Origin of the sequence: Klebsiella sp. X1-16S-Nf21 (genome assembly GCF_002837615.1) — a bacterium.
GTDB classification, from domain to species: Bacteria; Pseudomonadota; Gammaproteobacteria; order Enterobacterales; family Enterobacteriaceae; genus Klebsiella; species Klebsiella variicola.
Window position 1 is genome coordinate 31,929 of sequence record NZ_PJDK01000016.1, and the last position, 22,948, is coordinate 54,876.

The 22,948-nt window shown below is 50.8% G+C and carries 20 protein-coding genes and 3 pseudogenes; 5 read left to right on the forward strand and 18 right to left on the reverse strand.

All coding sequences use genetic code 11. The features are described from left to right. The first annotated feature begins 187 nt into the window (after positions 1–187). Positions 188–1,413 (forward strand): IS3 family transposase gene (locus CW267_RS09725; protein WP_165787429.1). Its coding sequence is split into 2 segments (ribosomal slippage): positions 188–530 and positions 530–1,413, totalling 1,227 coding nucleotides; the frame shifts between segments, so codons are not numbered across the junction. Positions 1,414–1,533: 120 nt separating this feature from the next. Next, positions 1,534–2,762 (forward strand): IS3 family transposase gene (locus CW267_RS09730; protein ID WP_165787430.1). Its coding sequence is split into 2 segments (ribosomal slippage): positions 1,534–1,849 and positions 1,849–2,762, totalling 1,230 coding nucleotides; the frame shifts between segments, so codons are not numbered across the junction. A gap of 9 nt (positions 2,763–2,771) precedes the next feature. Here CW267_RS09730 and CW267_RS09735 read toward each other — a convergent pair. The 9 genes and pseudogenes from CW267_RS09735 to CW267_RS09770 form a co-directional block, all read right to left on the reverse strand. After that, a pseudogene (locus tag CW267_RS09735) lies at positions 2,772–2,978 on the reverse strand (IS1096 element passenger TnpR family protein); the annotation flags it as partial. Positions 2,979–3,124: 146 nt separating this feature from the next. Then, on the reverse strand, positions 3,125–4,039 hold the full coding sequence (locus tag CW267_RS09740) for a diguanylate cyclase (RefSeq protein ID WP_206053244.1): 915 nt from the start codon (positions 4,037–4,039) through the stop codon (positions 3,125–3,127). A 490-nt stretch (positions 4,040–4,529) separates the two neighbouring features. Beyond that, positions 4,530–5,117 carry a hypothetical protein gene (locus tag CW267_RS09745; protein WP_100781686.1) on the reverse strand — a complete coding sequence of 196 codons (588 nt, stop codon included), beginning with the start codon at positions 5,115–5,117 and terminating at the stop codon, positions 4,530–4,532. A gap of 345 nt (positions 5,118–5,462) precedes the next feature. Then, on the reverse strand, positions 5,463–7,325 hold the full coding sequence (locus tag CW267_RS09750; protein ID WP_100781685.1) for a hypothetical protein: 1,863 nt from the start codon (positions 7,323–7,325) through the stop codon (positions 5,463–5,465). After that, positions 7,322–7,804 (reverse strand): hypothetical protein, encoded by a 483-nt coding sequence (locus CW267_RS09755; RefSeq protein ID WP_100781684.1) that lies wholly within the window; start codon positions 7,802–7,804, stop codon positions 7,322–7,324. Before CW267_RS09755 ends, CW267_RS09750 begins: the two co-directional genes overlap by 4 nt. A gap of 20 nt (positions 7,805–7,824) precedes the next feature. After that, the gene (locus tag CW267_RS09760) at positions 7,825–8,601 is read right to left on the reverse strand and encodes a hypothetical protein (protein ID WP_227521833.1); all 777 of its coding nucleotides are present in this window, start codon (positions 8,599–8,601) and stop codon (positions 7,825–7,827) included. Positions 8,602–8,626: 25 nt separating this feature from the next. Next, entirely contained in the window at positions 8,627–8,803 is a 177-nt protein-coding gene (locus tag CW267_RS30470) for a hypothetical protein (protein WP_012540151.1), read from the reverse strand. 298 nt (positions 8,804–9,101) lie between these two features. Continuing rightward, positions 9,102–9,350 (reverse strand): hypothetical protein, encoded by a 249-nt coding sequence (locus CW267_RS09765; protein ID WP_100781690.1) that lies wholly within the window; start codon positions 9,348–9,350, stop codon positions 9,102–9,104. Positions 9,351–9,550: 200 nt separating this feature from the next. Next, the gene (locus CW267_RS09770; protein WP_100781683.1) at positions 9,551–10,102 is read right to left on the reverse strand and encodes a thioredoxin fold domain-containing protein; all 552 of its coding nucleotides are present in this window, start codon (positions 10,100–10,102) and stop codon (positions 9,551–9,553) included. 241 nt (positions 10,103–10,343) lie between these two features. Between CW267_RS09770 and CW267_RS09775 the strand changes: the two are divergent. After that, a pseudogene (locus CW267_RS09775) lies at positions 10,344–10,631 on the forward strand (amino acid ABC transporter ATP-binding protein); the annotation flags it as partial. Positions 10,632–10,691: 60 nt separating this feature from the next. On the opposite strand, the gene CW267_RS09780 reads toward CW267_RS09775, so the two are convergent. The 5 genes from CW267_RS09780 to CW267_RS09800 all read right to left on the reverse strand — a co-directional run bounded on the left by CW267_RS09780 (position 10,692) and on the right by CW267_RS09800 (position 19,883). Continuing rightward, positions 10,692–11,573 carry a transglutaminase family protein gene (locus tag CW267_RS09780; RefSeq protein WP_100683711.1) on the reverse strand — a complete coding sequence of 294 codons (882 nt, stop codon included), beginning with the start codon at positions 11,571–11,573 and terminating at the stop codon, positions 10,692–10,694. Beyond that, entirely contained in the window at positions 11,570–13,981 is a 2,412-nt protein-coding gene (locus tag CW267_RS09785; RefSeq protein WP_206053243.1) for a circularly permuted type 2 ATP-grasp protein, read from the reverse strand. Before CW267_RS09785 ends, CW267_RS09780 begins: the two co-directional genes overlap by 4 nt. 159 nt (positions 13,982–14,140) lie before the next feature. Next, on the reverse strand, positions 14,141–17,485 hold the full coding sequence (locus tag CW267_RS09790; RefSeq protein WP_100781681.1) for a DUF2126 domain-containing protein: 3,345 nt from the start codon (positions 17,483–17,485) through the stop codon (positions 14,141–14,143). Continuing rightward, the gene (locus tag CW267_RS09795) at positions 17,482–18,426 is read right to left on the reverse strand and encodes an alpha-E domain-containing protein (protein ID WP_061156364.1); all 945 of its coding nucleotides are present in this window, start codon (positions 18,424–18,426) and stop codon (positions 17,482–17,484) included. Before CW267_RS09795 ends, CW267_RS09790 begins: the two co-directional genes overlap by 4 nt. 5 nt (positions 18,427–18,431) lie before the next feature. Beyond that, positions 18,432–19,883: a circularly permuted type 2 ATP-grasp protein gene (locus tag CW267_RS09800; protein WP_100696909.1), complete on the reverse strand. Its 1,452-nt coding sequence runs from the start codon at positions 19,881–19,883 to the stop codon at positions 18,432–18,434. A 946-nt stretch (positions 19,884–20,829) separates the two neighbouring features. On the opposite strand from CW267_RS09800, the gene CW267_RS31660 reads away from it, so the two are divergent. Then, on the forward strand, positions 20,830–21,009 hold the full coding sequence (locus CW267_RS31660; protein ID WP_374733517.1) for an ATP-binding cassette domain-containing protein: 180 nt from the start codon (positions 20,830–20,832) through the stop codon (positions 21,007–21,009). Positions 21,010–21,014: 5 nt separating this feature from the next. Beyond that, complete coding sequence (locus CW267_RS31665) at positions 21,015–21,299, forward strand: ATP-binding cassette domain-containing protein (protein ID WP_374733509.1); 285 nt, start codon at positions 21,015–21,017, stop codon at positions 21,297–21,299. 70 nt (positions 21,300–21,369) lie between these two features. Here CW267_RS31665 and CW267_RS31670 read toward each other — a convergent pair whose 3' ends face one another. From CW267_RS31670 to CW267_RS09830, 4 genes and pseudogenes are all read right to left on the reverse strand, one after another. Continuing rightward, positions 21,370–21,516: a helix-turn-helix domain-containing protein gene (locus CW267_RS31670; protein ID WP_100781689.1), complete on the reverse strand. Its 147-nt coding sequence runs from the start codon at positions 21,514–21,516 to the stop codon at positions 21,370–21,372. Then, positions 21,482–21,787 (reverse strand): AraC family transcriptional regulator, encoded by a 306-nt coding sequence (locus CW267_RS31675; protein ID WP_100781678.1) that lies wholly within the window; start codon positions 21,785–21,787, stop codon positions 21,482–21,484. The genes CW267_RS31670 and CW267_RS31675 overlap by 35 nt, the downstream gene beginning before the upstream one ends. Before the next feature lie 95 nt (positions 21,788–21,882). Beyond that, a complete protein-coding gene (gene arsC / locus CW267_RS09825) occupies positions 21,883–22,308 on the reverse strand; it encodes a glutaredoxin-dependent arsenate reductase (RefSeq protein WP_100781677.1) in 426 nt (141 codons plus the stop codon). A gap of 12 nt (positions 22,309–22,320) precedes the next feature. Further along, a pseudogene (locus CW267_RS09830) lies at positions 22,321–22,923 on the reverse strand (ArsB/NhaD family transporter); the annotation flags it as partial. Positions 22,924–22,948: the final 25 nt, after the last annotated feature.

Consider the following 22,948-nt stretch of genomic DNA (forward strand, 5'->3'; position numbering starts at 1 on the left):
GTAAGGAGATGTTTCGCAGTTTTTAATCACACTTAGCATAGGTACTTTCTTAGAGACTACTTTTGTAAGTTGTCTGATTCTATTAGACGGAGCGTTGTTCATAAATACCATGAGACATACACTGAGCGTCATGTAATAGCCCCCGTTTAAACCGGACACTTCACCAGTAAGACATAGTCATAGAGCTATGTTTAAGGAGTGTCCTGTGCAAAGAATCGAAGTGATCACTGGCGAGCAAAAGCGCCGCCGTTATACTCCCGAAGAGAAAGCCCGTTTTGTTGCGCTCGCCATGCAGCCCGGCTACACCGTCTCACTTGTTGCCCGGCAATATGGCATCACACCCAGTCTTCTTTTTAAGTGGAAACGGCTCATGAACGATGGTGGGAAGTCTGCGATCGCCGCAGGCGATGAGGTAGTCAGCGTCTCCGAGCTCAAAGCCCTGGAGAAAAAAGTCAAACAGCTTGAGCAGATGCTGGGACGCAAAACGATGGAAGCCGAAATCCTTCGCGACGCGCTTGAGATAGCCCAGGCAAAAAAGTTGATATCGCGCATGCCATTGCTGCCACCGGACGATATCCCCTCATCCGAATAGCAGAAGTGCTCTGTGTATCGCGTTCGAATCTGTATGACCGGTTGCAGGACAAACGCCAGCACCGGTCAGCCCGCTACAGCAAAGACGATGACGCCCGACTGTTACCGCTTATCCGCCAGATATGCAGCGAACGGGCAACAAACGGCTATCGTCGCGTGACTGCGCACGTCAATCGTGCGCTGAAGGAAGAGAACTGGCGGGTTAACCCCAAACGTATTTACCGGATCATGCAGGCGAATAACCTGTTACTGGCAAAATCTGGCCATAAAAAGCCAGAGCGCTGTCATACCGGCAACGTCGTGACACTTAAGCCGGATACGCGCTGGTGTTCAGATGGCTTCGAAATCCGCTGCTGGAATGGGGAAGTCGTGCGGGTGGTGTTCAGCCTTGACTGCTGTGATCGTGAAGCCATCAGTTGGTCGGCCACAACAGGTGGTATAAACAGCGTTATGGTGCAGGATCTGCTGACAGAGAGTGTAGAAAAGCGCTTTGGAAATACGCTTTACCTGCCACACGCAGTTGAGTGGCTGACTGATAACGGCAGTTGCTACATAGCGGACGCCACAAGGACGTTCGCTGCCTCACTCGGGTTCATCGTGTGTACGACGCCGGTGCGTAGTCCGGAGAGCAATGGGATGGCTGAATCGTTCGTGAAAACGTTCAAGCGTGACTACGTGTATGTGAATGACCTGCCGGATGCGGTGACCGTAATGGAAAAACTGACGGAATGGATGGAAGACTATAATAACTGGCATCCTCATAAAGGGCTGAAAATGCAGTCACCGAGAGAGTACAGAAGTTCGCTACTAGCTATAAATTAGCCGTGTCCGTTTTAGCGGGGGCAACTCCCTAGACTGGCCCCATGAATCTCCAGACAGTTGGTATCACTTAAATTAGTGATAGTCTTAATACTAGTTTTTAGACTAGTCGTTGGAGTCCGGATGATTGATGTTCCAGGTCCAGAGAAGCGCAGACGGCGCAGCGTTCAGGAAAAAATCGCCATTGTTCAGCAGAGCTTTGAGCCCGGAATGACCGTGTCTCTGGTCGCCCGTCAGCATGACGTTGCTGCCAGTCAGCTGTTCCTGTGGCGTAAGCAGTATCAGGAAGGCAGTCTCACCGCGGTTGCCGCTGGTGAACAGGTTGTACCCGCGTCGGAGCTGGCATCTGCGATGAAGCAAATTAAAGAGCTGCAGCGCCTGTTGGGTAAGAAAACCATGGAAAACGAACTGCTGAAAGAAGCCGTTGAATATGGCCGAAAAAAAAAGTGGATAGCGCACGTGCCCTTGTTACCAGAGGATGGAGAATAAGTCTTGTCAGTCGTTGCCCCCGGGTCTCACGTGCGCAGCTGCATGCCATGGCCCGTCGGTCGAAGGACTGGCAGGATCGTCGGTGCAAGCGCAAGCCTGATGATACTGAAGCGCTTTCCCGTATTCATGCCGTTATCGGCGATCTGCCCACCTATGGTTATCGTCGTATATGGGCACTGCTGCGCAGACAATCAGAAACTGACGACATGGCGGTGATCAATGCCAAACGCATATACCGCATCATGCGTCAGAATGCGCTGCTGCTTGAGCGTAAACCGGCAATACCGCCCTCGAAGCGAGCGCATACAGGGAAAGTGGCCGTTGGAGAAAGTAACCAGCGGTGGTGCTCTGACGGCTTCGAGTTCAGCTGTGATAACGGTGAAAAACTGCGGGTCACGTTCGCGCTGGACTGTTGCGATCGCGAGGCACTTCACTGGGCGGCCAGTACCGGTGGGTATGACAGTGAAACCGTGCAGGACGTCATGCTGGGTGCAGTAGAGCTTCGCTTCGGTAACAGCCTGCCGACATCCCCCGTTGAGTGGCTGACAGACAACGGTTCAGCCTACCGTTCTCATCAGACGCGTCAGTTCGCCAGAATGGTAGGACTGGAGCCTAAACATATGGCGGTACGTAGCCCGGAAAGCAACGGGATGGCGGAGAGCTTCGTGAAAACGATGAAGCGCGACTACATCAGCATCATGCCAAAACCTGAGGGGTTAACAGCGGTAAAGAACCTTGCGGAGGCCTTCGAACATTACAACGAATGGCATCCGCATAGTGCACTGGGATATCGTTCACCACGGGAATATCTGCGGCGACGAACCAGTAATGGGTTAAGTGATAAAAAGTGTATGGAAACATAGGGGCCAATCCATGTCCTCACCATCGCCCCATACACGATAGTCATTGCCGGGATAACCTTTGCGCCCTTTCTCAAACATATACAGGTGCTCGTCGTTCCAGCCAAAGGAAAACTGGATCACCTGATGAAGGGTGCTTAATGGCATTTGCTCAGGAACCAGTACCCGCCGCCATATCGGGGGTCTGCTGTCGCGGAGAGAAATTTTTAACTGAAACATGGGGAACCTCAGGACAATAACTACATTGTGCAATGGCACATATTAGTTTTTCCCAGAAATACAACTAAGTTATAGTCAGGTACAGAGAGTTTTCCTTCGCGTTAGCTCGAATCGCTTAACTTCCCCTCGCCGGGGTATTCATTTACCTATCTCACACCAAAAGAGATTCTGTTTCTTCCCGCTCGCTTTGAATTGTAAAGTAGCTGATCGACAGTATTTAATATTTCTCTTGGAGAAAGTCCAGGAGTAATAATAGTAAGAACGCCAAGACTGCATGTGATACATCCCGTCTCTGGCGAAAAAACATGACTAATACTCAAGGAGTTAATACGCTTTTTTATTTCTCCTGCCAGCTCCCTGACCCCATCCTCCGGTGTTTCAGGAAGAATAAAAGCAAACTCCTCCCCACCATAACGAGCAACAAGGTCTCCGGGTCTTTTAATTATATCAGCAAGAGCTCGTCCAATTTTTTGTAAGCACTCATCTCCCGCAACATGTCCATAATAATCATTGTACTCTTTAAAATAATCAATATCTAACAGAATGATAGATAGAGGATCCAAAGTGCGTGAATGTCTTTTGCTCTCTCGCATAAACACTTCATCAAAATATCGGCGATTTGATATACCGGTCAGCCCATCAGTGATACTTAAACGAAAGATCGCTTCATTTAATGAACGCAATTCTTTTTCTGCTCGTTTATACTCTGAAATATCCCTGACGATTGAACAATTATATTTCTCACATTCGAAAACCACCATATTTGCTGTAACTTCAATAGGGATATCCTGTCCGGATTTTTTTCTGTTAACAGTCTCAATTCTTAGCGATTTTTTTTCCTCAAGTTCGCGCCAGTGAGTACACCACTTATCCTCAGAAAATAGAGGATCAATATCCCATACTTTTAAGTTAAGGAGTTCATCTGAGGAATATTCAAGAAGCTCAGTTGCGGCCTTGTTGACAAAGATATATCGCCCGTCTTTATCCAGCCAAATGACCATGTCTGCAATTACATCAATTGAGTACGCTATGATTGCCTGAAATCGTTCATAATTATTCACTTTAACCACACTCCGAAACGTACTCATTCCTTTAAAATATACTGGTTATCTTTCCTATACAAGATGATGATTCGAATAAAAATCAAGGGATATCGGTTAACTTAACAACTGAGTTGAAACCTTCTGATTCCACTCAGTTTGATGTTGAAGAATAGTTTACGTTATGCCTGATTACAGAATTTTTTACCACCCGGATTAAGTGGTTATGCTCCTGATCTCAGTGGGCCACTGCTTTAACCGGTTCTTTCTATATTCACCCTACAGGTGTACATTCCGCTAACCTCTTTGGCGGCCTGCTTCAGAATATCGGCCGTCATTCAGCTCATGCCCCTGCAGGCGGGCCAGCTCTTCAATTACCGCATCGATTTTCTTCTGTTTTAACACCATACACCCTCCAGTCCTACAGGCTCCCCGGCTACGCCCTGAGCATCAATATAAAAAGCCAGCCCCGGAGGGCTGGAATAACAGGAGCCCGCTGGCGCACTTTCGTTTAGTCGGTATCGTCGGCCAGGGCATACAGCAACGAAGGGATCGCTCTCCGCATGGCTGTTTCTTCAGTTTCATCGCTCATGAGGGTCAGGGTGTAATCCCGGCACTCGTAAACCACATCATAGGCAGACAGGCCAAACGCACCACCGGCGATGATCTGCCCGATTTCATCATCTGGCGTTTCAACAATCGACAGCCGGTAGCCGCCGAACGTCACAGGCGGGTTATAGGGGCCTTCGCTTACAAACAGCTCTACGGCCTTTGCAGCCAGTTGAGCGCGTTCGTCCGGGTCCATCCCGGCCACCTTCCCGCCACCTGATGCTATGATGCTCTTAATCTCCGCAACACTCATTTCCACCAACGTATTCCCCTGCACCTGACCTGCTGGAGCAGGCTTGATTTTGCCCCTGGCATTCTTCGTGCGCGGGTCACTGGCGCTGCGGTATCGGGCCAGATAGGCATCGCAGACCTCCTGGTCAATCTTCCCGTCAACCCGCGCCGGGAATCCTTCATGGCTCTCCCAGTTATACAGTGCCTGCCGGCTCATTCCGGCATGTTTTGCGTACTGGCTGACGCTCATTAGTGACATAATTTTCTCCTGCCTCATTGTCGCCGACTGGCCAGTGTGTCAACCCGCCGGCGGGAAACTGTCAATCAAACGTCAAGGGATCAACCGCTTGACACTTTTTTCTGTCAACTTGACACTTTTCGGGCTGAAAGTGTCAATCAAACTGTCAATCAAAATTCTCACCAATTCCCCTACATCACGCCCCGCTTCTGGACTTTAACAACCTGACAACAGAAAAGTGTCAAGTGTAAAGTGTCAATCAAATTGAAAACCTGCAGCTACAAAAACACTGCGGCGCGCAATGCCCGTGCCTTACAAAAGGCTCAGGAAGGACCCATTTTTGTAAGGCGATGGTGAAAGGGGGCATCAATAGTTCATGGGCGTAATTATTTTCCCATTATTTTCAACGTTGTAAGTTTTCCGCTCGCCTTTATCGTTAGTCATAACGATCTCTAGCCTTAGAGGTTGTTCTGTGAAAGTATCCTTGAGGGAGCGAGCCAGGTTATCGGTGACGGTACTCGAGTCACTGTTGGTTTTCTTTGGCGTCAGTATTGATTCGGGACGATAGCCACCAGTCGGCATCGAGTTGATATTGTCCCGCTGCTGAGAGAGTATCTCCGGGCTACGCTTTCCTGACCACCGGTCATCCATGATGGCAGTTCTTATAGCGTTTTTGAGTTGTTCTTCTGTGAAGGGTTGAGAGCCCTGCTCATGCCTGATCATTGATGCCATCAGCGTCTTAAGAACTTCCGGGTTATGAAGATCGAGCCGCTGCTCTGGCCGATATCCAGTGCTGGAGGTCACATCGTTAATATATGCACGCGTGTTGTTTTCCGAACTCGGAGCATATGTATGAATAATTCCTCCAGGAGTATTATTCCCGCGATCACCATAAAGCATAAGTTGGCGAGCCATAGCCGACAGACCATCATCATTGCTGGCAAATGTGGAAAATTTGCCCCTCCTCCCAGTTGAGTTAGGTGCAGCTTTCAGGTTTCCTGGATTATGATTTCTAAATCCCGGTGTATTTGGGACGTTGTGCCCATCGTCATAAGGTATTTTTTCATTGCCAGGAACTTTTTTCGGCACAATTATGGACATGTCAACACGCAGGCGCTCTACAGCGTCAATAGCCCCATATTCTGCATCATAACGCTTACGCACGGCATCGGTCATAAAACCAGCATCGACCGCCCCGCGCTCCCGGCGAGTGAGTTTGTTATAAAGCTCTTTATTGCCCTGAATGCGGCGTAACTTCTCAGCCTCGTCAGTATTTATAAAACCAACCGCATGGGATAATGCGGTAAAATCACCGTTAGTGAGTAAATCTGTGACCCCCTCCAGTCCGTTCTTAACGGAACCATCGGACATGACAAATTTCAGAACCTTTTTTTCAGCCTTATTAATCAAGCCATCCCAGGAAGCACTCAGCTCATTCATCGTCACATTGACGTCTGAGAGTTGTTTGTTCAGCTCGGGATCAACAGTTAGTCCAAACTTCTCTGCTTTTGCCAGAAGTCCAGCATACTTAGAGCCTTCACGTAACAGCGTTAGCATCTCAGGAGTAAGCCCGACAGCATTAGCGAAGGATTTTTGTTGCGATGGGCTCCAGTTTTGAAGGGCGCTGGAAATAGAGTTTAGTGTGCTAAGCAGATCAAGAGAACCATCTTTATTTTTGATTATTTGAGCGCCAATTTGCTCCATCGCCCCCGCAACTGTTGTATTAGACCCACTGGCGGCCTCATTCAGGGATTTAAAGACGCTCTCAATTGATGCAGCTGCGGTCTCACTATCTGTACCAAGAATGCGCAATGCCCCCGATAGCGCCGAAAACTCCTTAGTGCTCATAGCAGTATTTTGCGCATGTGTTTCGAGGTTATATGCCTCTTTTGCCGCATCTCGGAAGCCGTCGGCAACTTTTTTCATGCCGAATCCAATAACCCCCACAGCGCCAAATCCAGCCATTTTCCCGGCCAGCTCACCAACAATCTTCAATGGAGGAATAATATCTCCGATGAACTGGACGTTATCCCGCGCACTACGGGACATTTTATCCAATCTCTCACTGACATCATCAAGTCTATCGACAGTATCATCGCCGCCGAGGTTAAGCTTTTCTTGTGTCTCATCCAAGTGAGGGAGGAGGTTTTTTATGGCCTCGTTGATCTCATCAATGGTAGCGCTGACTCTGTCGTCCGCAATCAGCTCAAAATCGAATGAATTACTCATGCTTCCTCCACCAGCGAATTAACGCTATTGGTGATGTCATCAAACGTAATGGGCTCTACAAACCTCTCCAGCGCCGACAGGGCAGCATTAAAACCTGCACGATAGCCGTTTGTGTCACCGTTAATCATGCTGTGCTGGAATGCCGCCATGTTCTGGTCTTCGGCATCAAGGAACTCCCAGCCAGGATAAACTTTCTCCATAGCCCGACGGGTAAAACGACTGAGCTGGCGAGCGCTGCCTTTTAGTCTGGCAATGGCCTGCTGATGTGGGATCCCTTCCGCGATAAGATGAAATGCCTGTATCGGATTTTGTTTTGCCTCTTTGCTCACCGCTATCAGATGCGCATCAGAATGGGGGCATTCGGGGAGTTCCTCTTCTTCAACCGATTGCTGAAGCTGGTGCATACGCTGCATACGGCGCCCGGAAAAGCCATACGACTGCGCATCAGATTGCGGCTTGTTGAGGTGCTGAAAGTTCATAACGCTCATCTCCGCAGCTCTCAGAGAGGAACCTGTGATTTAAGCAGCTCGGCTTCACGCGCTGGCCCTTCAATCTTGCCATTCACCCGACGAGTATCCCCCGGCAGGCTCACACCAGATGCCCGGATACGATCGTTACGGCGTGCAGCAGCCTGCGCGACCTCTTCCCGGTACTCTTCGTCAGCCTTACGGCGAGCATTCACATTCTGAGGTGACATAGGGTCATAGTCGTTTTGCATCTTAGATGCCTTGCTGGCTAATGCTTTAATCTCGTCTTCTGTCAGAGGCTCTTCCATCTTCTTCAGCGCCTTCAGAGCGCTACTCTGGGCAGCAGAGTAACCATTTGCATCACGGTTCTGCGTTGAAAACGTTAGCGCCGAGCGAGCTTTCTCTTCGTCATCCTGAAATTCCCAGGTCGGGTCGTTCTCTTCCATAAACTTTTGGGTAAACACAGAAAGCGCCATCGGCGACGATGCCAGCTGCAGCTTTATTTTCTTCGAAGAAAGCTCCGTTTCCTTCAACAAACGAACCGCCAGAACCGGATTATTTTTTGCCTCCGGGGAAACCGCGACATTGTGGCCGCGACTGTTCTGCTTAGGTCTGGCGATCCTGGTGTCGTCACTGTCCAGTTTCAGTGGCACATTCCCGTTATCAGATTCACTCTTCGTTTTGGTTTTTCCTGAAAGATGCGAGAAATCGAACATGGATGGTTTTTCCTCAGAGAGTTGGGACTGTTTTTTCTTACCTTTCATACCGAACGCTGCTCGCGCCCATGAGGGTAGTTTCATTAGCGGCATTGGTTTCTCCTTTTGGGCTGTGATATTACTTCTTGCCCGCCTCATGCCGGTGGATACCCTGCCGCAAAAGATGACGCGCCAGCTCCTGAATGCTTGGGGCTGCGCCAACGGCAGAACGTCGGCATTCATCATCCCGAAGGCGCTGTAAGCCTTCGAGAATCGGCTGATCGACAAGAATCGGCTTTTTGCTGGTTACTGCCATTTCCTGACCTCCTGACACTGGTTAAACATACAGGCTTCTTCTGCATGCGCTTAACTTATGATCAGTAAATTAAATCGTAAAGATAAAATAATTTAATCAAAAAAGGAACGGGATTCGTGTAGGCAATGAATGAGCTTGATTATGGAGGTGCAGGAGGTTTTGGCGCCGGTAAAGCGCCAGTTCAGCGGCTAAGCATTCAGGCGTACAAATCACAGGCAGATTAACTGGAAAAAGAAACTGTGCTGATTTGCACAGTTACAAAAGGGGTACGGTATTGATGGCTGAAATTGGTAGGGGGTTAGCGACTTTCTATCCCGGCAAGATGTACAAAGCTTCCTGCGCCCCCCATCAGCAATGAAGAGGCTCCGCGCATAGTCGCTCCGAACTGCCAGGCAGCAAAGACCAGAAAACCAACCAGGACAACGATGGACACATTCAGCACCCGCCGTTCAGCATGCAGTAACACGACAACGGCACCCCATAGTAGGATCAGCGTCACAGGCCAACAGGAAACAAGCGCAATGTACGACATCAACAGGTAATCCATTATCATGGCTTCACCTCTTCATTGTGACCTGAACATCCAATCAATCGCCGTACAATACTCGTGGAATACTGCGCTAATGTTGCGACAGCAAACCCAACTCAGAATTATTGTCAACACTAAGTTGGGTGAAGCTTCTCACGGTTATTTAAGCCACTATGAAGGAGCTGCGGCCAAAAAAATCATTTACCATTCTCATCTGATCACTGGAGTTCGGAGAGAATTTTCTCCGGAGAAACACTGCCAATGAAAGTGTGTACTGAGCGATCCAACACCACCATGACTGGTGTCACCGTCACACCCAGTCGTTCAGCAAGATCCGATTGTTTAATCACCAGATTTTTACATTTTTCTGAGCTATCGTTGCCCGGCAAAAAACCGGCCATGGCGTTCTGAAGACTTTTTTGGCGATCGGACGCGCACCAGACTCGACCCATATCTTCGATAACCGAATCCTTGATGGATGACGGCACTATCGTCAGAAACGACATTGTCAGTCCTGCGTCAGTATATTTTTTGATATTTTTAACGACATAGCTGCAATAAATACATTGGTTATCGACAAAAACTAACAGCTTGTGCTTTTCCGCACCGGCCTGGAAAGTTATGGGTTCCAGCTCAGGTAAGGAGCGAGATATATCCTCATAGGCCATTTGGGGCGTCGTATCAGAAGCAGAGACTGACGACGCCTGAACGCCTGAGCTGGCTAAAACAAAAATACCTGCGGCTAATGATTTAAGAAAAAAACGCCTCATTCCCTCTCCCCCTTCCTGTTTGTAATTCCAGGACGTTAACGCCCGGCTCTCGCCATAGTTAACTACTTTTTTATCATTTGGAAAACACGATAGTTTCTGATTTATACTGGTTTAATCATCGGGCAGTGGCAATTCGCCTGATGCCCAGTCTCATTTACTACTTTTGGGTACTGCCAAAATCCTCGGCGCGGACTGGGGACGTTTCGCTTTCTCCAGGCATTCATCGCAACGACGCCTCACCGTTTCCCGTTCTTTGTGCATGAAACCAAAAATCATGTTGTTCGATGAGCCTACCTCAGCACTTGATCCGGAGATGGTCAAAGAAGTGCTCGATACAATGATTGGCCTGGCGGAAGATGGTATGACTATGTTGTGCGTCACGCATGAAATAGGTTTTGCCCGTACGGTGGCCGATCGGGTGATCTTCATGGACCGCGGTGAGATTGTCGAACAGGCGCCGCCACAGGAATTTTTCTCCCATCCAAAATCAGAACGTACCCGTACGTTTTTGTCGCAGGTTATACACTAAACGCCCAGGGTTACTTCCAATTTTCCCCCTCCGCTCTCGCTGAGGGGGAAATATTAGTGCTCAGCCGCGCTGTACATCGACCGCAACTTCGAGGGCCAGCGTGACTCCGCCATCGAAAATAACCCCCTGCAATGGGGCAACATCGGCGTAATCCCTGCCCCACGCCGTGACAATATGTTGCCCCTGAGGCATGAGATCGTTGGTCGGGTCAAACTCCAGCCAGCCTGCGTCGGGGATAAAAATGGCAAACCACGCATGCGACGCATCGGTCCCGACTAATTTTTCCTGCCCCTCGGGCGGTAGCGTTTCAATATAGCCGCTGATATAGCGCGCGGGTAAGCCGACGGAACGCAGGCAGGCGATCGCCAGATGGGCAAAATCCTGACAGACCCCCCGCTTTTCCTGTAAGACCTGCTCTGGCGGGGTGCTGACGCTGGTCGCAATCGGATCGAAAGTAAACTCCTCAAAAATGCGATGGGTCAATGCCGCCGCCGCCTGAATGACCGGGGCATCATCATGGAAAATATCCGCCGCGTAGCAGGCCAGCCGCTCAGAACGGCGAATTAAACTGGAGTCGAGCAAATACTCCTTCGCCATCCGCAGCTCCGGCGTCCCGGACTCATGCAATTGCTGCCGATACTCTCCGCAGGTCAGAGAGTGGCTATGCAGCAGATCCGCGTGGTTGATTTCGTCAATATCAAGCTCACTTTCCATCTCAATGGTCAGGGTGTCGTGCGGGACCTGGATCGAGAAATAAAACGTCAGATTGCCAAAATAATCATACCCTTCGTTCTGATAAACCGGCATCGGCGTTACGGTTATCCGCCGCTGTACGCAGTGCTGACTGGCGGTATTGCGCGGCAACAGGTGCGTCATGTTGTAGCATAACGTCACCGGAGAGTTGTACTGGTACTTTGTAAGATGTCGTACCCGGTATTTCATAAGTCGGTCTTCCACTGGGTGTTAATCAGTTGCTGCGGTCCATTGGCGTGGTCGAAATATTTGTCGCTCAGCAAGGTAGTGAATTGCTCCAGCTGACTGATTATCTGCGTCATTAACGTATCCAGTTGTTCACGCAGTCCGGTGGGTTCATCGACTTGCGCCAGTCGGTCGAGATCGGCAAGTTGTATATCCGTGAGTGATTTCATCACCGGGCGCATATCCGATGTCAGGCTGGAGGTCTGTCCCTCCTGGCGCGGCAAATCGAGGAGATATTTACGCAACCGATCGACCTGATAAATCAACGAACGCGGGTTCGTCCCATCCAGCATCAATAAATCCAGACCGGAAATGATATTCATCTGCCCCCGGTAACGTCGTCGAAAAGAAATTAACGCCTCGACGCTCATCAGTACCGATTCTAAAATTTGCTGTTGCTGTAAACCCGGAACGGCGCGGGTCAAAGTATGTTTCAGCAGAATGGCGGTCAGACGCGCTCGTTCGGCGCGGCGACCAATCTCCTGGAACCGCCAGTCCATGCCCCGCAGCATGCTTTCATGATTCAGTCCGGACAAGGCCAGTAAAGAGGTGACCAGATTATCCAGCGACTCTTCCGGCAATTCCGGCAGCCCGTCTTGATATGCGACTTCCACCGTCCGAATATAATCACGTAATTCATTGATGATAATGCGCGTATCGGCCGACAGCATCTCTTTCACCTGCTCACCGCAGGCCAGCATGTTGAGAATATTAAATTTTATCGATCCCGTGCGTTGGCCATCGCACACCAGGGAAGAAAGCTCATGATTCTGATCGCCGACAGCGCCGCTTTCTGGCAACGTCCCGGTAAGCGCAGATAATGCCCCCAGCAGAATCTCGCGGCTTTCCGGCATAAAATGCTCAACGCCGTTAAGCTGCTTGAAAAGAATACGTATCAGACGCAGGCTCATCTCCGCGCGTTCCGCATAGCGGCCGAACCAGAACAGGTTTTCTATCACCCGGCTGGGCAAACTTCCCTCATCACGGGGAATCGAGTCTGTCAGAAGTGGCTGCGCGGTATCGAAGCTTTCACCAAGTATCCACGTATCTTTACTCCACGCCCCGGATAAGTCGCTGACAATACAATCATCAGCAGACTCTGCTACCCGCGACAACGTTCCTGGCATGACGCAGTATCCTTCCGGTGCGGCAACGGTGAACGCGCGGAAAATCGTCGGACGATACTCAATTTGCTGATTAGCCCACACCGGAACGCGTGAGCCCGGGATATAGGCCTGCGCCACGTAGCTGTGCGGGCTGGCGGTGATTTGCTGAATAATCAGCTTGCGGCCCGCGTCATCCAGACTATGACCATAGATACTTTTGCTATCAAAACTACGATAAGACGGTTTGATGATCAGTTGCTCAAGGTGGTGGATCACGAAGTCTCGGTCCTCCACTCGGCCGCACCACCAGGTTTTAACCGTGGGGATCAACAGCGGTTCGCCCAGCAAAAACTGACTAATTTCCGCGAGAAACGCCAGCAACGCCGGTGCTTCAAGGACCCCTGAGCCCAGAGGGTTAGCCAGCACGACGTTACCGTTGCGCACCACTTCAAGCAGCCCCGGCACCCCCAGGCGCGAGTCGGAGCGGAGTTCGGTCTGATCGCAGTAGGCATCATCCATCCGGCGCACAATCACATCGACTTCCGACAGCCCATTCAGGGATTTCAACCATACTCTGCCGTTACGCACGGTCAGGTCGCCCCCCTGCACCAGCTGAAAACCGAGATAGTTTGCCAGATAAGCGTGCTCAAAATAGGTACTGCTGTAGGCGCCAGGAGTCAGGACGACGATCCGTGGGGTATCGGTTTTGTGGCTGGCGAGGCTGGCCAGCGTATGCCGTAGCGCATGAAAGAAACCGGAAAGCCGCCGGACATGGCTGTTACGAAACAACGATGGCAGGACGCGGGAAACGGCGATTCGGTTTTCCAGAACATAACCGGTACCGCTCGGGGCCTGGGTGCGATCGCCAATCGCCACAAACTGTCCATTCCCGCCGCGAACCAAATCGACCGCGTGGAAGATAAGATTATGGGCCCCAGGCAAACGGATACCGTGGCATTGGCGCAGAAAACCGGGGTGAGAGAAGACGATTTCCGAGGGGATAACCCCTTCTTTCAGCAGCCGCTGTTCGCCATAGAGATCTTTAAGCATCAGGTCGAATAGCCGCGAACGCTGCGCCAGCCCGCGTTCCACGCTTGACCATTCCGCCTCCGCCAACAGATTGGGGATGATATCCAGCGACCAGACGTTTGGCGAAAGCGGATCGCCATTCAGGTTATAGGTGGCACCATCGTCGCGCAAAATACGCTGGGCCTGGCGCAGACGGTTTTCCATCCCTTCCACACCCATCTCACTGACGCTGTTCATCACCTCTGTCCAGTGTGGGCGGAGGGTGTTCGTCAGATCGCAGGCCTCGTTATAAATGGCTGTCGAAGCGCTATCGACAGCGAAAGAAGCCGGCTCACAGGCCGGCGTGATTGATTCAGAAAAAGATGCGGTCATGTATTCTGATTACCCGGCTCAAAACTAAATCCTAGTATACTTCCTGCGAAGGTCCAAAGTATGAGGGTATTCGTCGCCAGGTTCCTCAGCAGGCGGAGCCATCGGGCGGGGAACCTGCTCATGCTCATAGAATGTCCTGAGCGCGCTGAATGCCGGCGGGGGAACTAATGCGCCCTGGGTAAAACCATGATCCCAGAAGCGATTGACACGCCTGGCTTCGGCTTCATTGCTGTTGACCGGTCGCGTCTCATAGTTTCGTCCGCCAGGGTGGCTGACACGATAGGTGCAGCCACCGATGGAAAGACCATTCCATGTATCAATCAAATCAAACACCAGCGGGGTATTCACCCCCAGCGTCGGATGCAGCGCCGACGGCGGCGCCCACGCCCGATAACGTACCGCCCCCACCATCTCCCCTTGTCTTCCGGTCGCCCGCAGCGGCACGCGGCGGCCGTTACACGCCAGCACGTAGCGCCCTTCGGTTAAACCCGACAGGCGTACCTGTATACGTTCGACCGAGGAGTCAACATAGCGCGAGGTCCCGGACAGCGTCACCTCCTCGCCCAGAACATGCCACGGCTCGATGGCCCAGCGCAGCTCCAGCTCAATATCATCAATTTGCTGACGACCATAGTGCGGGAAACGGAACTCTTCAAACGGCAACAGCCACGCCAGTTTGAAGGGATAACCATGACGCTGCAGGTCATCCACCACCTCTTTCACATCCTGCCAGACAAAATGCGGCAACATAAATTTATCGTGCAGCTGTGTCCCCCAGCGGACCAGCGGCTGGTGATACGGTTCTTTCCAGAAACGCGCCACCAGACACCGAAGGAGCAGTAATTGCACCAGCGACATGCGAGCGTGAGGGGGCATTTCGAAACCGCGGAACTCCAGCAGCCCCAGGCGACCACTACTGCTGCCTGCCGCATAGAGTTTGTCAATGCAGAATTCTGAACGGTGGGTATTGCCGGTGACATCCACCAGCAGATTGCGCATCAGTCTGTCCACCAGCCATGGCGTATCAACCAGCCCTTCCGGCATATTCTGGAAGGCAATTTCCATTTCATAGAGGGCTTCATCGCGCCCTTCATCCGGGCGCGGAGCCTGACTGGTTGGTCCAATAAACATACCGGAGAATAAGTAGGAAAGACCGGGGTGATGTTGCCAGTAGGTCACCAGGCTACGCAGGAGATCGGGACGTCGAAGTACCGGACTGTCGGCTGGCGTACTCCCGCCCAAAGTGACATGGTTTCCCCCTCCGGTACCGGTGTGCCGACCATCAAGCATAAACTTCTCGGCCCCCAGCCTTGCCTGGTGCGCCTGCTCGTAGAGTGTTTCAATATTATGCACCAATTCATCCCAGTGGCTGGCCGGGTGAATATTGACCTCGATAACCCCCGGATCGGGGGTCAATAACAGCTTTTGCAAGCGAGGATCTTTTGGCGGCTCATAACCTTCAATCACCACCGGAAGCTGCAGCTCACTGGCCGCCTCCTCGATGGCATGCACCAGGGCCACATAATTCTCGAGGTGGGTTACCGGGGGCAGGAACAGATGCAGCTTGCCCTCTCGCGGTTCGAAGCACAGTGCGGTACGGACCACGCTTTTAGTGCCGTTGGCGACCATTTTTTGTTGCTGCAAGGTCTGCCGGGCACGAACAGGGGCCGTCTCTCCCCCCATAGCAAAGACCGGAAGGGGTTCGCGAGGTTCAAAAGGATCTCGTTCGACGACGATCTCATCGTCGGCTAATGGCGGCAGCGAATTGAGCGGCAGACGGTAGCCCATCGCGCTATCACCGGGGATCAGTGTAATCAGCCCGGCACGCATTGGCCAGGGGCTACTTTGCCAGCATGCGCCATCGAATTCGACAGGCAGGATGTAGCCCGTGGGGTTTTCCATCCCGCGGCTAAGCAAACTCGCCAGTCTCCGCCGTTCGAGGTCATGATTCAGATTCGCGGTCCTCGGATCGACCCCCTCAGGTAGAGAACGCTCCAGCCACAGATAGTAGAGCGAATCTTCATAAGCGGGTTGTAAATAGCGGGCGGCAACCCCTAACTGCCGACATAGAGCCTCACCAAATCGTTCCGCGTCACTAAGGGTGTGGCCATAATCCCGATCGACACGGGCCAGGAGCGCCTGGTCGTGCCACAACGCCTCGCCATCGGTACGCCAGAAGCATCCAAGCGCCCAACGCGGAACCTCTTCGCCCGGATACCATTTTCCCTGACCATAATGCAGCAATCCGCCGCGACTAAACTGCGTTTTTAAGCGCAGTAACAGATCTTTCGCGAGGCGTAATTTATCTTTACCCAGCGCATCGGTATTCCACTGTGCGGAATCCATATCGTCAATGGAGATAAACGTCGGTTCGCCCCCCATTGTCAGTCGCACATCGTTAGATTGCAGTTCGGCGTCAACAGCGCGCCCCAGTGCGTTGATGTTAAGCCACTCGTCTTCGCTATAAGGCCGTGTGACCCGTGGATCTTCATGGATGCGGGTGACAATATTGGAATAGCTAAACTCGCATTCGCACGGGTCGGTTGCGCCGGTAATCGGCGCCGCAGACTGCGGGTCAGCCGTACAGGCTAAAGGAATATGCCCTTCGCCCGCGAACAGGCCGCTGGTCGGGTCGAGCCCCACCCACCCGGCGCCGGGTAAATAGACCTCGCACCAGGCGTGCAGATCGGTGAAATCCTGTTCCGGGCCAGAGGGGCCATCCAGCGCTTTCACATCGGCGGTGAGCTGCACCAGATAGCCAGAGGCAAAGCGCGCGGCCAGCCCCAGATTACGCAGTATCTGTACCAGCAACCATGAGGTATCCCGGCACGAGCCTTTTTTTAATGTCAGCGTCTCCTGACAACTCTGCACGCCGGGTTCAAGGCGAATACCGTAGTCAATTTCGTTGGCCAGTCGGCTATTGAGCTGCACGAGGAAGGTTACGATAGGCACCATTTCCTCACAATCAACGCTTGCCAGCCACGCCTCCAGCTCAGGACACTGCTCGGTGACCTTGAGATAAGGCGCGAGTTCTTCTTGCATCAAGGCATCATAGGCAAAGGGGAAATTCTCGGCATACTCTTCAATAAAGAAATCAAACGGGTTGATCACGGTCATATCCGCGATCACCTCCACCGCAAACTCCAGGCGCTTCACTTTTTCAGGAAACACCAGACGTGCCTGATAGTTACCGAAGGGATCCTGCTGCCAGTTAATAAAATGGTCCTCTGGCGTCACTTTCAGGGAGTAGCCATGGATATGAGTACGTGAATGTGGCGCAGGCCGCAGACGCAAAATATGTGGCGCCACGTTGATCAAACGATCGAAGTCATAGGTCGTTTTATGTTGAATCGCTACCCGGATGGTCATACGGCATCTCCTTGCAGGAAATGAAACCAGTTGTCGGTAATCAGATGATGAAGCGCAATCAGGCTGAGCTGGATTTCATTAAGATAGAGGCTGAACTCTCGGTTCAGATCGTGAGAGTGTTCAACGCCCCGGGTCGCCAGCAGCAGGCTGTCGATGTGCACAGAAACGGCTGATGCCCGCGGCAGCTCAGCGGCGGCCAGTTTGATCTGCTCCAGACAGAAGCGCTGCGAACGGGGGAAATGCCTGTCCGTAAGGAGCAAAGTGACCACCAGCGAGCCTTTAATAGAGCAGCGCATCACCCGGCGAAAGCTGAGATAGGCGCTTTGTGATTTCAGTACCTTCGACCACACGACCTGGCCTAACTTAATGCTCTCTTCCTCGCGTGCCTGCATCATCAGGGAATTCGCGGCGTCAAGGATGCGTGTATTCATATCAGCGCGCTCGAGATAGCGCCCCATGTTCAGAAAATACCAGCCGGCATCACGACTCATCGAACCGGTCAGTAAACCAACAATTTTCTGACATCCTTCTATGATGGTATTAAGGTAGGTATGCCGTTCAGAACGGTTGATACCGAGGCGGATATTCTGGCGGGCATAGAGATCCAGCTCATTAATCAGCTCCCACATTTCGCCCGGTACCACATCGCGGCTGGTCCGGATATTTTCACGGACCATTTTTAATGACGACAGCAGTGAATCTGGGTTGCTCTCGTCAGCCAGCAGAAACTTCAGAACATTACGTTCGTCTTTAATCTTATAGCGCTGGTTAAACAAGACGACACCGCTGTTAATTTCAATCAGGTTATACCAGGAAACCGCAATATCGCGTGGCAGATCGTAAAGCAGATCGTCATACACGCTGACTAATCGTGCGATATTCTCCACGCGTTCCAGATAACGCGCGCTCCAGTACAGGCGTGCCGCAACTCTTGATAGCATATTCATTATCGTTTGCTCTCCACGATCCAGGTATCCTTACTGCCACCGCCCTGCGATGAGTTCACCACTAACGAACCTTTTTTCATCGCCACCCGCGTCAGGCCGCCGGTCGTCACGTAAGTCTCTTTGCTTTGCAAAATAAATGGACGTAAATCAAGGTGGCGCGGCTCGAGATAATCTTTGGCGATGAGCGCCGGTGCGGTGGAGAGCTTCAGCGTCGGCTGAGCAATATAATTACGGGGATTTTCCTGGATCAGTTTGGCAAATATCTGCTGCTCTTTTTTGGTTGAATGCGGCCCGACCAACATACCGTAACCACCTGATTCATTAGCCGGTTTCACCACCAGCTTATTCAGATTCTGCAGTACGTATTCGCGGTCGTCATCGTTCTGGCAAAGGAAGGTTTCGACATTCGGGAGAATGGGTTCTTCGTCAAGATAGTAGCGAATCAGGTCCGGAACATATGCATAGACCACCTTGTCGTCCGCCACTCCGGCACCCGGCGCATTTGCCAGCGCGACATTTCCGGCTTTCCAGGCCCGCATCAGGCCAGGCACGCCAAGAACCGACTCAGGCTGGAAGACTTCCGGATCGAGGAACATATCGTCAATGCGCCGGTAAATGACATCCACCCGCTCCGGGCCATAGATCGTTTTGGTGTAGACGCAGTCGTCGTCGCCGACAAACAGATCGGCGCCCTCGACAAGTTCCACCCCCATTTGCTGAGCCAGGAAGGCATGCTCGAAGTAGGCGGAGTTATAAATACCCGGTGTCAGCACCACGATCTCCGGGCGTTCAATCTGCCGCGGCGACAGGGCCGTCAGAGTTTCCAGCAGCTGTGCCGGATAAGCATCAATCGGTTTGATCTCGTCACTTTCAAACAGTTCTGGCAGGACGCGCTTGGTAATGGCGCGGTTTTCCAGCATATAGGAGACGCCAGAAGGCACCCGCAGGTTATCTTCCAGGACGTAGAATTGCCCGGTTTCATCGCGGACTAAATCGGTACCGCAAATATGCGCCCATACGCCATACGGTGGCTTCATGCCAACACACTCAGGACGGAAATTTTTAGATTCCTTAATAATATATTCAGGAATAATGCCATCTTTGATGCAGTTTTGTTCATTATACAGGTCATCGATAAAGCGGTTCAGGGCGGTAAGACGTTGCTTCAGACCTGTTTCCGCTATTGCCCAGTCTCTGGCATCAATAATGCGTGGAATAATATCGAATGGCCAAATCCTGTCGATATTTCCTTTATCGGTATATACCGTAAAGCTAATCCCCATTTCCTGAATTGTCGCCTCTGCCGTCAGACGACGTTTCTCCAGTTCATCCGGCGGGAGAGAATCAAGGCATTGAATCAGACGTTGTGCGGAAAAACGTGGATTGCCCTCATGGTCGATCAGCTCATCGAAAAAGATGTCAGCTTCGTAATTTTTTATGAGTTTATGCATCAGCATTGTATCCTTGTTAAATCGCCGACCTGGGCAGTATAGACTTTACTTTCACAGAAAAAAGCTTCAAAGCTTTCGTTTCTCAAAACATAGGAGTTATTATTTGCAACACAGAGTCATTTTATAAAAAATCTCTGCATGAATTTTTGATTTAGTATTGATGGTTATATTGCGTACAGTCACCTCCCCTTGGTCATCATCGTCAATGTGAACGTTTAATCGGTTGCGAGTTAAATTATGATCGCATTGAAAATCATTTTTTGGCCCATCGCATCGGTACTGACAATGCAAGCTACAGGTTATTATCACTTGTTCATGGATTTAAATTTTTAAGCTTTCACATTAATTTAAGCACAAAGTGTGCCATTAATTTATTCATTTATTATCAATAAGATAACATGATGCGTAATGGTAATTTACTATGGAGCATGGATCATCATGATGCAGGAGAGATACCGTAAAGCACCAAAATGAGGCGTGGCATTTCTTTTATTCAACGAAGCTTCAGATTAACCCTGCACCATACTATAGGTTACTTTCGGTGCAAGACGTTCACTATCCGATGATTCCTTAACTTACCCTCCTTCGTTGATTCGAGCGACATGGTTTCTCCTGGGTATAGTTCTGCTGAAAACATAGTTCTGCTATTCTCAAAGCATATAGTACGCTTCAAAAGCTGCAGCTTATTGAGAAATTGTGGCTGATTGCACCTGCATAATCGGAACCTGATTTTTTTATTCTGGTCTCAGAGGCCAATCCTGTTTTTAAGGCGATGGTGTGCGCATTACCCATATGGGAAAAGATTTTCCTGATGCTGATAAATGTAAGCAGTAACCCAAAACCAGACTCAGAACTTGAAAAAATGAAGTAGTTCTAAGATATAAAAGGTGGTCTCAGAAATGCATATCTTCCCGCATAACTCACTGATGCGTCCCTGTTTAACCCCATAAGTCTTGACTTACAACACGGTGAGTCTATTGCTATTGTCGGCTCCAGTGGTTGCGGTAAAACGACTTTCTTGAAAGCACTCTCCGGGCTATGGCCATACAGTAGTGGGGTCTATTCTCCACCGACTGGGAAAACTCTGTTTTCCCGCAACAACCGTATCTGCCTCACGATCTCCTGACCCATGTGTTGACGTATCCTTGCTTAGCCAAAGTCAGCAACGAACGCCTGGAAAACTGTCTAAAAAGGGTTAGACTGGAGCATCTGTGCCCACGACTGAACAAGCGCCAGTCATGGGGCCATATCCTTTCTGGTGGCGAGCAGCAACGGCTTTCTTTTGCTCGTATCCTTTTGAATATGCTTGATCTTATCTGTCTCGATGAATCAACCAGTCATCTGGACGCTATGACGGCCATCGACCTTATAAGCACGATGGGGTTTGAGGTCCAATGGAACGAAAACGCACATTAAGAGCATATTCCATTGATTTAAAAAAATATATATGTTTGAGGGGCAATCGTGTAAAAAAAACGTTAAGAAATTAATTCGTTGTTTTTAATCGCATAGTTTTTCTGTATTCACTGGGTGTAAGACCTTTAATACGACGAAAGGCATGGCTGAAAGCACTGTCAGAATCATACCCAAATGCATAGCTAAGAGCAGAAATCAGGATATCTGAGTTTACCAGGGCACGTACTGCAAGTTACATACTCTACAGGTGGAATCCCCGTTTTCTCACGAAATACCTGTGCCAGCGTTGAACGGGATATGCACGCGATGGCCGCCAGTTCAGCAAGCGTCCAGCGTCGGTGTGGGTCTTCATGGATTGCCCTTATTACCCTTGCAATCCTTTGGTCAGTCAGCCCCGCGAGTAACCCCGGTGCTACCCTGTTTTCTGACGTAAAACTCAGCCTCAGTGTGTACTGACCCCCAAAAGTTGGACAGAATAATCGAGGCATCTCAGAAAGAGTCCATGGAATACATGGGCTCTTTTTTGTTTGCTGTTAAAGCTAAATAACGTGTTCCGCAATCGAATTATCCATTTCGTTGCTTATTACTTCACCCGCTTCCCTGCTTCATCAATAACCTTTTCGCCATCTTCTTTCGTGAATGCACCCTGCTGAGGTTCCGGAATAATTTCCAGTACCACCTCTGAAGGTCTGCACAGGCGGGTTCCTACAGGTGTTACAACAATTGGCTGGTTGATAAGAATTGGATGCTGCAGCATTAATTCTATCAGTTGCTCATCGGTAAACCTGTCATCTGCAAGTCCCAGTTTCTCATAAGGCTCAACATTCTTACGCAGCAATGCACGTACCGTAATTCCCATATCTGAAATAAGTTTAATAAGCTCATCGTGGGTCGGGGGCGTATCGAGATAATAAATTATCGTTGGTTCGTTGCCGCTGTTACGGATCATCTCCAGCGTGTTGCGTGAGGTGCCACAGGCCGGGTTGTGATAGATGGTAATGTTGCTCATATCAGTATCTCATTACAAACTGACAGAGAGCCGCCACGCCAGCGCGGCCAGAGTGACAAACAGTACCGGCACAGTCATAACAATGCCGGTACGGAAGTAATATCCCCATGTAATCTTTATATTTTTCTGGGCAAGCACATGCAGCCACAGCAGGGTTGCCAGACTGCCAATCGGGGTGATTTTCGGGCCTAAATCGCAGCCAATCACATTGGCATAAATCATTGCCTCTTTGACGACGCCGGTCGCCGTACTCCCGTCAATCGACAGCGCGCCAATCAGTACCGTCGGCATATTGTTCATCACTGATGAGAGAAATGCCGTCAGGAAGCCGGTGCCGAACGTCGTTGCCCATAACCCCTTGTCTTCCAGCAGATTCAGCACGCCAGACAGGTACTCCGTGAGCCCTGCATTGCGCAGGCCATAGACCACGAGGTACATGCCCAGCGAAAAAATAACGATCTGCCATGGCGCACCGCGCAGGACTTTCCCGGTGTTGATGGCATGGCCTCTTTTCGCCACCACAAACAGCACTGCTGCGCCAGCCGCCGCTATCGCACTGACCGGGATCCCCAGCGGTTCCAGAACAAAGAAACCGACAAGCAGCAATAACAGTAAGCGTTAAGTGAGCGCCGTATTGACG

Excerpts from the sequence above, each read along its gene's own strand:
- CW267_RS09745 (WP_100781686.1), bottom strand. The coding sequence starts at position 5,117 with ATGTCACTAATGAGCGTCAGCCAGTACGCAAAACATGCCGGAATGAGC.
- CW267_RS09750 (WP_100781685.1), bottom strand. The coding sequence starts at position 7,325 with ATGAGTAATTCATTCGATTTTGAGCTGATTGCGGACGACAGAGTCAGC.
- CW267_RS09755 (WP_100781684.1), bottom strand. The coding sequence starts at position 7,804 with ATGAACTTTCAGCACCTCAACAAGCCGCAATCTGATGCGCAGTCGTAT.
- CW267_RS09760 (WP_227521833.1), bottom strand. The coding sequence starts at position 8,601 with ATGCCGCTAATGAAACTACCCTCATGGGCGCGAGCAGCGTTCGGTATG.
- CW267_RS30470 (WP_012540151.1), bottom strand. The coding sequence starts at position 8,803 with ATGGCAGTAACCAGCAAAAAGCCGATTCTTGTCGATCAGCCGATTCTC.
- CW267_RS09765 (WP_100781690.1), bottom strand. The coding sequence starts at position 9,350 with ATGGATTACCTGTTGATGTCGTACATTGCGCTTGTTTCCTGTTGGCCT.
- CW267_RS09770 (WP_100781683.1), bottom strand. The coding sequence starts at position 10,102 with ATGAGGCGTTTTTTTCTTAAATCATTAGCCGCAGGTATTTTTGTTTTA.
- CW267_RS09780 (WP_100683711.1), bottom strand. The coding sequence starts at position 11,573 with ATGAAATACCGGGTACGACATCTTACAAAGTACCAGTACAACTCTCCG.
- CW267_RS09785 (WP_206053243.1), bottom strand. The coding sequence starts at position 13,981 with ATGAACAGCGTCAGTGAGATGGGTGTGGAAGGGATGGAAAACCGTCTG.
- CW267_RS09790 (WP_100781681.1), bottom strand. The coding sequence starts at position 17,485 with ATGACCATCCGGGTAGCGATTCAACATAAAACGACCTATGACTTCGAT.
- CW267_RS09795 (WP_061156364.1), bottom strand. The coding sequence starts at position 18,426 with ATGCTATCAAGAGTTGCGGCACGCCTGTACTGGAGCGCGCGTTATCTG.
- CW267_RS09800 (WP_100696909.1), bottom strand. The coding sequence starts at position 19,883 with ATGCATAAACTCATAAAAAATTACGAAGCTGACATCTTTTTCGATGAG.
- CW267_RS31675 (WP_100781678.1), bottom strand. The coding sequence starts at position 21,787 with ATGCCTCGATTATTCTGTCCAACTTTTGGGGGTCAGTACACACTGAGG.
- arsC (WP_100781677.1), bottom strand. The coding sequence starts at position 22,308 with ATGAGCAACATTACCATCTATCACAACCCGGCCTGTGGCACCTCACGC.